At 70.7% G+C, this 11,946-nt stretch carries 11 protein-coding genes and 3 pseudogenes; 6 read left to right on the top strand and 8 right to left on the bottom strand.

Annotated elements, in window-relative coordinates:
* Positions 1-4 precede the first annotated feature (4 nt).
* Positions 5-673, top strand: a complete 669-nt coding sequence (locus tag LG395_RS01350; protein ID WP_225808113.1) for a potassium-transporting ATPase subunit C — start codon at positions 5-7, stop codon at positions 671-673.
* Between the two features lie 197 nt (positions 674-870).
* Here LG395_RS01350 and rpsN read toward each other — a convergent pair whose 3' ends face one another.
* Positions 871-1,176: a 30S ribosomal protein S14 gene (gene rpsN / locus LG395_RS01345; protein WP_225808112.1), complete on the bottom strand. Its 306-nt coding sequence runs from the start codon at positions 1,174-1,176 to the stop codon at positions 871-873.
* Positions 1,176-1,412, bottom strand: coding sequence for a 50S ribosomal protein L28 (gene rpmB / locus LG395_RS01340; RefSeq protein WP_225808111.1), 237 nt, complete (start codon positions 1,410-1,412; stop codon positions 1,176-1,178). Before rpmB ends, rpsN begins: the two co-directional genes overlap by 1 nt.
* Positions 1,413-1,493: 81 nt before the next feature.
* Here rpmB and LG395_RS01335 point away from each other — a divergent pair.
* Positions 1,494-1,640, top strand: a pseudogene (locus LG395_RS01335) (cobalamin biosynthesis protein CobW); the annotation flags it as partial.
* A gap of 174 nt (positions 1,641-1,814) precedes the next feature.
* On the opposite strand, the gene LG395_RS01330 reads toward LG395_RS01335, so the two are convergent.
* Positions 1,815-3,095: an amidohydrolase gene (locus LG395_RS01330; protein ID WP_225808110.1), complete on the bottom strand. Its 1,281-nt coding sequence runs from the start codon at positions 3,093-3,095 to the stop codon at positions 1,815-1,817.
* A 48-nt stretch (positions 3,096-3,143) separates the two neighbouring features.
* A complete protein-coding gene (locus LG395_RS01325) occupies positions 3,144-3,479 on the bottom strand; it encodes a TRIC cation channel family protein (protein WP_225808109.1) in 336 nt (111 codons plus the stop codon).
* 636 nt (positions 3,480-4,115) lie between these two features.
* Between LG395_RS01325 and LG395_RS01320 the strand changes: the two genes are divergently transcribed.
* On the top strand, positions 4,116-4,289 hold the full coding sequence (locus LG395_RS01320) for a CsbD family protein (protein ID WP_171151391.1): 174 nt from the start codon (positions 4,116-4,118) through the stop codon (positions 4,287-4,289).
* Between the two features lie 42 nt (positions 4,290-4,331).
* Positions 4,332-4,523: pseudogene (locus LG395_RS01315) on the top strand (sensor protein KdpD); the annotation flags it as partial.
* A 110-nt stretch (positions 4,524-4,633) separates the two neighbouring features.
* On the opposite strand, the gene LG395_RS01310 reads toward LG395_RS01315, so the two are convergent.
* Positions 4,634-5,056, bottom strand: a complete 423-nt coding sequence (locus LG395_RS01310; RefSeq protein ID WP_225808108.1) for an STAS domain-containing protein — start codon at positions 5,054-5,056, stop codon at positions 4,634-4,636.
* Between the two features lie 82 nt (positions 5,057-5,138).
* A complete protein-coding gene (locus LG395_RS01305; RefSeq protein ID WP_225808107.1) occupies positions 5,139-7,247 on the bottom strand; it encodes an ATP-binding SpoIIE family protein phosphatase in 2,109 nt (702 codons plus the stop codon).
* A gap of 584 nt (positions 7,248-7,831) precedes the next feature.
* Between LG395_RS01305 and LG395_RS01300 the strand changes: the two genes are divergently transcribed.
* Positions 7,832-8,236: an ATP-binding protein gene (locus LG395_RS01300; RefSeq protein WP_225808106.1), complete on the top strand. Its 405-nt coding sequence runs from the start codon at positions 7,832-7,834 to the stop codon at positions 8,234-8,236.
* Between the two features lie 364 nt (positions 8,237-8,600).
* Here the strand turns inward: LG395_RS01300 and LG395_RS01295 are convergent, their stop codons facing one another.
* Both LG395_RS01295 and LG395_RS01290 read right to left on the bottom strand, forming a co-directional pair.
* A complete protein-coding gene (locus tag LG395_RS01295; protein WP_225808105.1) occupies positions 8,601-9,086 on the bottom strand; it encodes an STAS domain-containing protein in 486 nt (161 codons plus the stop codon).
* Complete coding sequence (locus tag LG395_RS01290; protein WP_225808104.1) at positions 9,086-10,567, bottom strand: PP2C family protein-serine/threonine phosphatase; 1,482 nt, start codon at positions 10,565-10,567, stop codon at positions 9,086-9,088. Before LG395_RS01290 ends, LG395_RS01295 begins: the two co-directional genes overlap by 1 nt.
* An 841-nt stretch (positions 10,568-11,408) precedes the next feature.
* On the opposite strand from LG395_RS01290, the pseudogene LG395_RS01285 reads away from it, so the two are divergent.
* A pseudogene (locus LG395_RS01285) lies at positions 11,409-11,920 on the top strand (transposase).
* The last annotated feature ends 26 nt before the right edge of the window (positions 11,921-11,946 follow it).

Genomic DNA, 11,946 nt, shown 5'->3' with positions numbered 1-11,946 from the left:
CGCCATGAACAACTCAGTGACCAACACCGTCCGGTTGCTCGGAGCGGGCCTGCGCGCCCTCCTCGCGCTGACCCTGGTGACGGGCGTCATCTACCCGCTGGTCGTGACCGGCATCGCCCAGGGGCTGTTCAGCGACAAGGCGAACGGCTCCGAGATCAAGGCGGACGGCAAGGTCGTCGGCTCGTCCCTGATCGGGCAGTCGTACAACCTGCCGCTGAAGAAGGGGCAGCAGACCCCGGAGCCGGACCTGAAGTGGTTCCAGGGCCGCCCCGCCAACGGACTCGGCGGCAACAGCGTCAACACGCGGTACAAGCTGATCCTGTCCGGCGCCACCAACCTCGCCGCCGACAGCAAGGTGCTCCTCAAGCAGGTACAGGACGCCAAGGCCGCCGTGGTCAAGGACAACTCCGTGCCCGGATACACGGTCAAGCCGTCGGACGTTCCGGCGGACGCGGTGACCTCCTCCGGCTCCGGCCTGGACCCTGCGATCTCCCCGGCCTACGCCGAACTCCAGGTGCACCGGGTCGCCGAGAGGAACGGACTGCCCACCGCCCAGGTGGAGAAGCTGGTCGAGGACCACACCCAGGGCCGCACCCTCGGCTTCATGGGCGAGCCCCGGGTCAACGTCCTGGAGCTCAACATCGCGCTCAAGGGCCTGGTAGCGAGGCGGTGACGGGTTCGCACGGCCCACAGGGGCCGGCGGCCCGGGAGCCATCCCGGGCCGCCGGCCCCGGTCGGACCTGGCCAGCATCTCCAGCCTGCACGCCGCTGCGAGCCTGGTCTTCGAAGCGGCGGTAGGCGCGTTCGGAACTGGGTACGGACGCGGGCCGCGTCGCCGGCGCGCCCGCTGGGCGCCCCTGGCGTGCCGGGTTACCAACTGCTTTTGGTCACGCCAGGGAGCTCGCCCGCGTGGGCCATCTCGCGTACGCGGATGCGGGACAGGCCGAAGGTACGCAGGCAGCCGCGGGGCCGTCCGTCCACGGAGTCGCGATTGCGCAGGCGGGTGGCGCTGGCGTCGCGAGGCTGCCGGGGCAGTTCCCGCCGGGCGGCGGCGCGGTCCTCGTCGGAGCTTCCGGGGAACGCGGTGATCGCCTTCAACGCGGCGCGGCGCGCGGCGTACCGGGCCACGACGAGCCGCCGCTGCTCATTCTTCGCGATCTTGCTCTTCTTCGCCATCAGACCTTCCCTCCACGGGCGCGGATGCGGGCCACCGCGGCCTCGATGCCGATCGTGTCGACCGTCTTGATGCCCTTGGCCGAGAGCGTGAGCCGGACGTGGCGGCCTTCGCTCGGCAGCCAGTAGCGCTTGCTCTGGACGTTGGGGTCGAAACGGCGCTTGCTCCGCCGGTGCGAGCGGGAGATGTGGTGCCCGAAGCCGGGCTGCCGGCCGGTGAGTTGGCAGTGGGCGGACATGGCTGTTCCTCCTCGGGGTGGATGCGGCAGCACACTAGCGTCAGATGAAAATGAAAACCAAACCCATGTATGGTGCCGTCCACCTTCACCTCGCCCGGCCTGGACCGCGACGGCCTCTCGGGCCTGCTCGACTCGTGCCTGCTCACCGACGACGAGTACGCGGCGGGCAGGGACCACTGGAGGCAACTCCCGCACGCCTTCGACGGCTTGCTCAACCCCGTGACCTGAAGGGAGGACCGGCCTCACCATGACCCGACGCACCGGCATCCGGCGTCGGACCGCCAAGCGTCAGCGCACCGACCCGCTGGACGCAGCCGGCGCGCCTGCTGCTGCGGCGGGTTGGGCCTCCGCCGCGGGTGCCGTCCAGCAGCATGTGGACGTCGCGCACCGGCGCCGGAAGGCTCATCGGCTCGTGCGGTCCGGTTTCCCGAGTTGGGTGAGTGCGGCCGTGACCAGGGCCTGGACGCCGGTGTCCAGGGTGGGCTGCAGGACCGGTGCGAAGCGGGGGCTGTGGTTGACCGCGATCTCCTGGGCCACGGTGCCGCGTTGCCGGGCTGCCTGGTAGGCGTCCGGATCGACGCAGCCCAGGGCCCAGTAGGTGTACGGGGTGCCGAAGGCGTCCGGGATCCGGCTGAAGTCCTCGCTGGCGCTCTGCACCTCGACGGTGACCGCGCGCTCCCCGAACACCGCGGTGAAAGCGTCGGAGACCTCGCGGGTCACCACGTCGTCGTTGACGGTCGGCGGAAAGCGGGTGCCCTCCTCGATCCGCGGGGCGCGGGTCGCCCCGGATGCGTCGCACTCGGCATGGACGATGCGCCGCAGGGCGGCCAGGACGGTCTGCCGGGTCTCGTCGTCGTACGTGCGCACGTTCACCAGCAGTTCGGCCGACTCCGGAATCACGTTGCCGCTCGTGCCCGCCTGGACGGAGCCCACCGTGACCACGGCCGGCTGGGTGGCGGCCAGCTCGCGCGCGACGATCGTCTGGAGGCGGACGACGATCATCGAGGCGATCACCACGGGGTCGATGGCGGCCTGCGGTGCCGAGCCGTGGGCGCCCCGGCCATAGACAGTGATCTCCAGGTTGTCCGCCGCGGAGAGGAAGGCACCGGCGCGTGTGCCGACCTGCCCGGCAGGATGGGGAAGCACATGCTGGGCGAAGGCTGCGTCCGGGCGCGGAACACGGTCGGTCAGCCCGTCGGTGAGCATCCGCTCGGCGCCGTCCCCGAGCTCTTCAGCCGGCTGGAACAAGGCCACCAGGGTGCCCTGCCAAGCCTCCGGCGCGGCGGCCATGAGCTGTGCCGCTCCCAGCAGGCAGGTGACGTGCATATCGTGACCGCAGGCATGCGCCACGGGCACCCGCCGGCCGGAGGCGTCCGTGGTTTCGGCCGTGCCGGCGTAGGGCAGACCGGTCTCCTCACGGACCGGCAGGGCGTCCATGTCGGCCCGCAGCAGAACGGTCGGCCCCCCGCCGTTGGCCAGCACACCGACCACACCGGTGCCGCCGATCCCCTCGTGCACCCGGTAGCCGCAGTTCCGCAGGCGGTCCGCCACACCGGCCGCGGTGCGGTGCTCGTGATGTCCCAACTCGGGGTGGACGTGCAAGTCCTTGTAGACCTCTTCGAGCTCGGACCGGACGGCACCGAGCCCGGCCAGCACGGCATCCGCGGAGTCCTTGACCGTCATGGCCGTGCACTCCTCACTCTCGGCCGGTGGTCCCGGCGCCGGTTCATGTCAGGGCCCCCGGCCCTTGGCCGGCCCCGGCCGCCAGTCGCGGCTGCCCGGCAGCATCCAGCCCCAGTGGAGCGCGGCCAGCCGCAACGCGATGCCGACCGCGATTCCGGCCAGGACACCTACGGTGGGTGCGCCGAGCCGGCTGCAGACAATCCTCACCACGCTCACCGGCACCGCGACGGTCGCGTACAACGGGGTGCCACCGAGGATGGAAGGCGTGCGAGCCGGAAGCAGGCCCCGGATGGCCCCGCCGCCGACCACTGTGATCGTGCCCGGCAGCACGGCCGGCAGCCAGCCCAAGCCGACGGTGAGTGTCTTCCCTTCGTCCTTCCCCATCGAAGCAGCCGAAGACGCCGCGCGCCCGCCGGGCAGTGCATGCGAGGCAGCGGTCCGGGCAGCGCCGCCGCTTCAGCACGGGGCGGCTGACAGGCCGGCTGCGGTCGCTCGCGTTCGAGCCGTGCCGCCGGTGCGGCGAGCCGGACCCGCTCGATGCCGGGAACGCGGTCCGGGCGGTGCCGAGCGGGCGGGCGCGTGTCCGGGCCAAGCCGGGCGATGGGCCGGTGGAGGTCGCCCGGCTCCACAAGCCGGCCAAGCGCTTGGCGAGCCGCGAGATCAGCCGAGGCCCCAGGCGATGTGCCGCCCGCGAGGTCTTCAACCTGGTCAGGACCGCGCCCGGCGTCCCCCCGTTATAGGGGCGTCCGTTCGATTTCAAGCCCCTGCAAAAGCGACCGGCGGGGGATCCGGAGTGGGTGCGCCGCAGCTCCAGCCGCGGCACCGTACCCCTTGGGTTCTCCTGGAACGTGGTGGTGCGCGGTCCTCGGCCGGCGGCCATTCGGCATAGCAAGACATCGGCAAAGTGCTTGGCCAGGATTTCCCTTTTTTCGAGATCAGCACCTTGTTTATCAAGGGGAAGCAGGGGCACGAGCCGGTTACCGCGACTGCGGTCCCCAAGCTGCGAGGAGGCGTTGTTCTGTGACTGCCAACGAGAAGGCTAAGGCGAAGACCGAGCAGGCCAAGGGTAAGGCCAAGGAGGCTCTGGGAGGCGCCGTCGGAAACGACCGTATGGCCGCCGAGGGTCAGGCGGAGAAGAGCACCGGAGACGCCCGCGAAGCCAAGGAAAAGGCCAAGGACGCTTTCAAGCACTGACCTCCCCGAACCGGAAAGAGGCCCCCTGCGGGGGCCTCTTTCCGGTTCGGCGGCCCGCGCGCCAACGAGGTCGGACTCGGCCTCGCGGTCGTCCGCGGCTTTACCGAGGCCACCGGCGGCGCCTTGCGCGCCGAGGACACGCCCGGCGGTGGACTCACCATGGTGCTCGCCGTGCCGACGGCTCCGGCGCGGCGTCCGGAGGAGTCGGACCTGCCGGCCACCGCTGCCCACTGAGGAGGTCAGGCGCCGGGCGCACGGCATGCTGACGACCTGCGGCAACCCCCTTTGTCGGCCGTGCCCCTCGGCTGGGCGGCAACCTTCATTCCTCGCCGGCGGATGGGGAGTCAGTCTTCGGAGAGGACGTCCTCGGCCGTATCGTGCAGCGGCAGCACGGACGCGAGACGGGTGAGCTCGAGGATGCGTCTGACCTCGGCTTGTATACCGATCAACGCGAACCGGTGCCCTGCGGCCGCACGGCGGCGGTGGATGTCGACGAAGGCTCCCAGAGCGCTGGAGTCGCAGAAGTCCACGCGGGTCAGGTCGAGGATCAGCAGGGGCACATTCTGGATCTCGGTGGTGGTGAGATGTCCCAGCAGCTGGGGCGCGCTGTGGTAGTCGATGGGGCCGTCGACGGCGACGACCGTGTGTTGTGGACCGCGGTGCGAAGCGAGGCTCAGCGTCGGGCCGGGCGGGACCAGACTCCGGGAGCCGACCGGTGGCGAGCTGTCGGAGGGCTTGCCAGCCCCGGGGCCGGGGGCGGAGGTCATCGAGGGCGTCTCTTCCGTGTCCGGGGCGGGCGGGTCGGCTGGTTGTTCCTGTGCCGGCCCAGGAATCGGCCGGGGTGAGTCGTCACGAGGTCTTGATCTCCGCCCACACCACTTTCCCTCCGTCGATCCAGCGGGTGCCCCATCGTGTGGCGATGGCGTCGATCAGGAATATGCCCCGGTGCCCGAACTCGCCGGGTTGGGACACGATGAGACGTGGCTCCTCAGGGCTGCTGTCAGTGACCTCCAGGACGATGCGTTCACCGGCTCGCCGCAGCTCGACGCGCAGCGGTGTCCTGGCGTGGCGGACGGCGTTGGCGACCATTTCATCCGCGATGAGCATCATGTCGTTCGCCAGATGCCGCAGGCCCCACTGGCGCATGACGTCGGCCACCAGGTCGCGGGCGTCGGGGACGGCGCTGGAGACCGGGGCGTAGTCCCGTACGACCGTCACCACCTGGTGCGACACGTCCTCCGGCCGGTGCAGGTACAGCAGGGCGATGTCGTCGTCGTGCTGCCCGCCGGCCAGGGCGTCCAGCCACGAGTCGCAGTCCGCCTCGATCTCGCCCACAGGCCCGGCCAACAGCTCCCGCAACTGCCGCAGGCCGTCGTCGATGGGGCGCCCGCGGCGTTCGACCAGGCCGTCCGTGTACAGCAGCAACCGTGCTCCGGGCGGCAGCGGGACCTCCTGCTCCGTGTAGCGGTGCCTGCCCACGCCCAGGGGCGGTCCGACCTGCTCGTCCATGAACGTGACGGTGCCTTCCTGGTCGCGCCGGGCCGGTGGCAGGTGCCCCGCGACGGCGGCGCGCAGCCGGTCCCGGTGTGTGTCGAGCACCGCGTAGACGCAGGTGGCGATGGAGCCGGGGGCGATGTCGTCCACCAGGACGCTCAGCTGCTCCAGCACGTCGGCGGGGGCGAGACCGAGCTGCGCGTAGGCACGGCAGGCGGTGCGGATCTGGCCCATGACCGCCGCTGCCCTGACGCCCTTGCCCATCACGTCACCGACGACCAGCGCCACTTCGCCGTCCGGGAGCGGTATGAGGTCCACCCAGTCACCGCCGGCACCGCGATCCCGCGCGGCGGGCAGGTATCGCCACGTACTGGCCACCCCGTCGACGCGTGGCAGCGTCGGCAGCAAATGGCGTTGCAGTTCTGTGGCCGCCTCCCGTTCCTGGCGGTACGTCTGCGCGTTCTGCAGCGCCACGGCGGTCTGCGCGGCGACACCGGTGATCAGGCGCTCGTGTCGCTCCTTGAAGATCCCCCGCTCGGGATGGCCGAAGAAGAACCCGCCGAGCACGGTCCCACGGGACATCACCGGAACGGCCAGGTAGCTCCGCACCGGCAGGTGCCCTTCCGGCATCCCGTGGTGCGGTGCGTTGTGCCCGTACCGCGGGTCCTGCGTGATGTCGTCGGACCGCACCACGCTGAGGCCCCGGAAGGTCTGCTCGAACACCCGTGTGTTGCGCGGCATGGGGAACTTGTCGAAGGCCGACCGGTTGACGCCGGAGATCACGTAGAGCAGGTACGACTCTCCTGTCTCGCCCAGGACGTTGTAGAAGAAGGCGCCGAACGCCGCCCCGGCCAGGCGGGTGGCGGCGTCGACCGCGTGCTGGACCAGCGCGTCGAGGTCGAGTTCCGCCGCCAGGAGGCTGCCGACCTCCTGCAGCAGCTCGACGATCGCCGCCTCCTCGCGGAGTTCGTGTTCCCGCCGCTCCAGCTCCTTCTGAGATCGTCGCAGCTCCGTCGTGGCCGAGCGCAGCTGCGCCACCACCGTCTGCAGGTGCCCGGCCCTCTGGTCGACCAATTGCTCCATGCTCTCCAGGACGGAACGGGCCGCGTCCGCCTCCACGGTGGGCGACGGATGCCCGGCGGACAGCAGTGCCAGGCGCGTGCTGCCGGTGACAGTGCGGAACAGCGTGGCGACCTCGGCGGACAACGCAACCCGGGAGAACAGCACCACCGCGAACCGCTCGCCCGGCGCCAGGGTTCCCCCGAAGACGAGTGTGGAACGGACATCCTGCCCCGGGAGAAGTTCCTCCAGCCGGTCCACCTGGCTGCCGGGCAGGTGCACGACGTCGACGTCCCTCACGGGAGGTACTGCGCCGTTCACGTCCTCGGCCGTGACTCTCAGGCGTTCGACCAGCCGGTACACCGACGGCGCCTTCTCGAAGGTGTCGGGCGACAGCGCGGGCACGTCCGTCGGGCCGGCACCCTCCGCGCCGGGCGAGCGGGCGCACGGTCCGCGGAATCCAGCCAGAAACATATGCCGTCGTGGACGCTCAGCCGCGGTGGCGGCCTCCCGGGGCCCGTCAAGGAAGACGCCTACCGCAGCACAGGCGCGTCCGGCCCGCCCGTCGACCAGACTGTCGTAGAAGAAGTCGGCGATCGCTTGTGCCGCCGTGTCCTGGGAGGGCACACGCGCGACGGACGTCCGCAAGTGGGCAGTACACCGGGCTACCTCACTGAGACCGAAGGCCGACAGGTCGATCCGGACGTCCTGCACGCTGAGCACACCTCGATACCTCAAGTGGGGGCCAGGGACGAGTACCGGGACCACGGGCATCAAGGGTAGCCCCTGGCCGATTCCCGATCGTCCCGATCCGCGTCGCCGTCCCTGTACCCGGCCGTCTCTCGGCGGATGACCCTTCACAGAATCCGACGGTCCCCCTGCCGACACAGATGGTTCACCAGGGCAGGCGCAGGCAACCCGACAGATGGCTGCCACCGGCTGCGCACCGCACCTGCCGGCGGCGGCGCCACGCACGCTGGAGGAAGCTCATGAGAGGCGAAGTGATCACCCCATCCTGCGAGTCGCGTTTTCCCGCCGTCACGGCGAGCATCGCGGTCGCTCGGCACTGGGTCCGCGACTGTGTGGAAGGTTTCGGCGAGTCGCTGCGTCGGCACCCGGTGATCCAGACCGCCGAGCTGCTTGTCTCGGAGCTGATCACCAACGCCATCCGTCACGGCGTCGGCCCTCCCGTCATCCGGCTCACCTGGAACGGGCGACTGCTGCGCCTCGCGGTCAGCGATGACATCGACCGCCAGCCCCGCATCCGCGCCACTGCGAACACCGAGCCCGGCGGCTTCGGCATGCAGCTCCTCGAACGACTCGCCGTACGCTGGGGCGTCATCCCACGCCACCCCGGCAAAACGGTCTGGGCGGAACTCAGCCTCGACTCCTGAACGCGCCCCCTCCCACGGGGCGCATTCGCAAGCCCCCCGATCCTGCTACGCGTCGGTGGCCGGCCGGCAACCCCGCCCGAGGGCATCAGGGCCGATTTCGTCCACAGCACAGGCATCATCCGACACTCGCAGAACTTTGCCGTCCACCAGTCCCACTGCCCAGCCTGTGAGCCGATCTCATTCCGAAATGATTGGTAAGGAAGAAGAACGCCGGCTGCGTGTCCAAGGCGCCGATGCTGCCTATCGCTCTTGGGCCGCCGCGGCACACGGGGGACCGGACAGCCGGCGAGGGAGTACTGCGGTAGGAGCGCCGGGCTCGATCGCTGGTGCAGATGCCCCGTCGTGGCGCGTCCGCGCGATCAGCTCAGGTTCGCGGAGGGGTACGAGCGCTGTCGCAGGCCGTGTGTTCCCCTTCGGCCGGCGCACCCGCCCCGCCGGCGGTGCTCATACGGTCGACGGAGCCCTGCGGCCCTGCGCTGGTGGGCTCGTCGGCGATCATGGTGGTGACTGCTTCGCTCGTGGTGGCATGAACCGGCAGGATCGCGTCGACACCGGTGAGGACGAGCATCCGCATCAGGCGGTCGGGGACGGCGGCAAGTCTGATCGCACCGCCCACCGCCTGGGCGGCGTGCCAGAGACCGATGAGCGCGCTCAGACCGGCGGAGTCGCAGAAGCCGACCTGTGACAGGTCCAGAACCAGGTGCGGGCGCCCTCGCTCGATGATCATCGAGGCGTCGCGGCGCAGGGTTTCCGCGGTGCGCGTGTCCACGTCCCCGGCGACCGTGGCGATCGCGAGGCCGGGACGGGGGTGCTGGACGGTCAGGTACAGCGTGTCGGTCACGTCGGTCATCACTCCTGGCCGAAGTGTTCGGGCGCGGCGGCGGTGTGGGCGGTGGCAGCGACACTGCCGTCGGGCATGGTGTGAGGGTAGGGGACGGACAGGGCCAGCAGGGCCACGTCGTCGCCGGCTCCGTCGGGCAGCGAGGCCAGCAGGGTGATGCTGTCCTCGACCAGGGAGGTGGCGGTGACGGGCCCGGTGCGCTGGTGGAGGAAGCCGGTCAGGCCGTCGTCACCGAGCATGGCGCCCTCGGTGGTGCGGGCTTCGATCAGCCCGTCGGTGTAGAGGAACAGGCTTTCCCCGGCCGTCAGGGAGAACGTGGTCCGGGCGAAGGGCGCCTGCGGAAAGGCGCCGACGAGCATCCCGCCCTTGGGGCGTACGGCCCGCACCCAGACGGCGCCGCTGTCGTCGGGGCGCACGTGGTAGGCCGGCGGGTGGCCACCGGTGGCGACGGTGACGGTGAAGCCGCCGGCCTCCCGGGGCTCCAGGAGGCCGAAGACCACGGTGCAGAAGCGGCGGCCGGCGGTGACGTCGGTGAGCAGCATGGTGTTGAGCGCGCTCAGCACGGTGACGGGGGCGGCGTCGATCTGAGCCGCGGTACGCAGGGTGTGGCGGGCCAGGGCGGTGACGGTCGCCGCCTCGGGGCCTTTGCCGCACACGTCACCGAGGACGAACGCCCACCGGTCGCCGTCCAGTGGGAAGACGTCGTAGAAGTCGCCGCCCACGTCGTGGGCGGAGGCGGTGCGGTAGTGGCAGGCGAGTTCCAGGCCCGGCACCACGGGAAGGGCCGGGGGCAGCAGGGTGCGCTGGAGAGTGGAGGCGAACGCGGCGATGACGGCCTTGTCCTGCTCCGCCTTCTCCCGCGCCGCCCGTTCCGCCTCCGCCCGCGCCCGTTCCGCCTCGGCGTGCTGCCTCTCCGCCTCCCGGCGAGCCTGCTCGTCGCGCAGGGCGCGCAGCGCCGACAGCCGCAGCTCCATCTCGTCCAGCACGATCGCGGCGAGATCGGCAAGAGTGGCCGTGTCCTCCTCGGTGATCGAGCGCGGCCGGGTGTCGAGGACGTTGACCGTGCCCAGCTTGTGCCCGTCGGGGGTGATGATCGGTGCGGCGGCGTAGAAGCGCACCCCCATCTCCCCAGCGACCAGCGGATTGTCCACGGCTATGGGATCGAGGAGAGTGTCGGGGATGACCATCGCGTCATCGCGCAGGATCGCCGAACCGCACAGGCCCGGATCACGACCGATCTCCGCGACACCCTCCAGGCCGTGGGCGGCCTTGAACCAGATGCGGTCGGTGTCCACAATGGTGACGGTCGCCACCGGCACATCGAAGAGCCGGGCGGCCATCGCCGCCACCCGGTCGAACGCCCCGTCGGGCGGAGTGTCGAGGATGTCGTAGCGGCGCACCGCCGCCATCCGGGCCGTCTCCGCATCCGGGTCGGGGACCAGCTCGGGGCGGCGCCCGGGAGCCGGGTCGGTGGCCGATGCCTGCTGCATTGTCGGCTTGCCTCTCCGTCGATGGGCTGCCGCCGTGAACGGCACGAACCGACGCAGCCTAAATCGCCCACACGCCCGAACGCCAATGCCGTCGTCAACCGGGCTCCCGCAGCGGCGCCCCGCGCCTGCTCCCCTCGTTGAACGGTGGGACAACGCTTCAGGCACCGGCCTCAGGGTCGGGTGACGGGAGGATGACCTCCGTGATGCCGACAGGAGACGGTCTACGGCCCCAAGGCACCCGCGTGGGACGGGCCCGCCGTACTGGGCGGCCACCGTGCATGGGCCCGACGCCGACCCGCCACCGGCTCCCCTGCTCCTCGGCGACCCACTACGGGACCACCGCATCCTGTCACCCCTCGCCGATGACGCTGCGCTCCTCGCCACGGCCGTAGCGCCGACCCTCGCCGGACTCCATCAGCTTCTCGACGCGACGCTCGCCCATGCCGTTGGCATGGGGTGGCCCGCGTGACAGCGACCGAACGCATCGCCGGTCCAGTGGAGCCGTCCTTCCAGCGCGGTCCGTGGAAGTGCAGGCAAGGGCCGGATCCGTAACGCTCCTTCGACGCTCCAGGAGATGATCGATGAGGGGCGACCGCAAGGCAGACCGGACGGCTGTCCGTCATTGCCGGTCACGGGGGGCGGGAATTGAACACATTCTCAGCCTGCTCCAGCCGGGTTGGGCACTGGTCCGAGCGAAGCCATCCGGCTGTGGTCGGGACGTGCCGATGCACCGGGAACAGGGGCCTTGCCGAGTTCCAGGCGCCATCACGGTTCAGACCGCCCCAGCAGGCCGGTGCCGTCCACCCCAGCCAGTACGTCATTACGTGGGAGGCCGACCATCATGGCGACCCGACCGCGCAGTACCTCCTCCACCAGCACGGATCCGCCCGTTCGGCGCGAGGTCGTCCTGGGCGTGGATACGCACGGCGAGGTGCATGTCACCGCCGTGATCTCCCCGCTCGGGAAGATCCTGGGAACGGAGTCCTTTCCCGCGACGGCGGCCGGCTACCGGCAGTTGCCCGTGTGGGCCCGCAAGCGGGGTACGGTGCGCCGGACCGGTGTGGAGGGCACCGGCACCTTCGGCGCGGGCCTGTCCCGCTACCTGCCGGCCCACCGAACCGGTGGGCATCGGCCCGGACAGCGCCGTCACCTTGCTGATCACCATGGGAGACAACCCCGACCGGCTGAACACCGAGGCGTCCTTGCTGCCCTTTGCGGAGTCAGCCCCATCGTGTACTCCTCCGGCCGGCGGAGCACGCACCGGCTCAACTACGGCGGCGACCGGCGTACTACGAACGCCGCACCCAGGAGGGCAAGACCCGGCGCGAGATCATCCGATGCCTCGAACGGTAAGCCGCCCGCGAGGTCTTCAACCTGGT

The sequence above is a fragment of the Streptomyces spinosus genome (genome assembly GCF_020400655.1).
In the GTDB taxonomy this organism is placed as follows: domain Bacteria; phylum Actinomycetota; class Actinomycetes; order Streptomycetales; family Streptomycetaceae; genus Streptomyces; species Streptomyces argyrophylli.
Note: the sequence above shows the minus strand (reverse complement) of the source record. Positions and strands in the feature narration are given on the sequence as shown.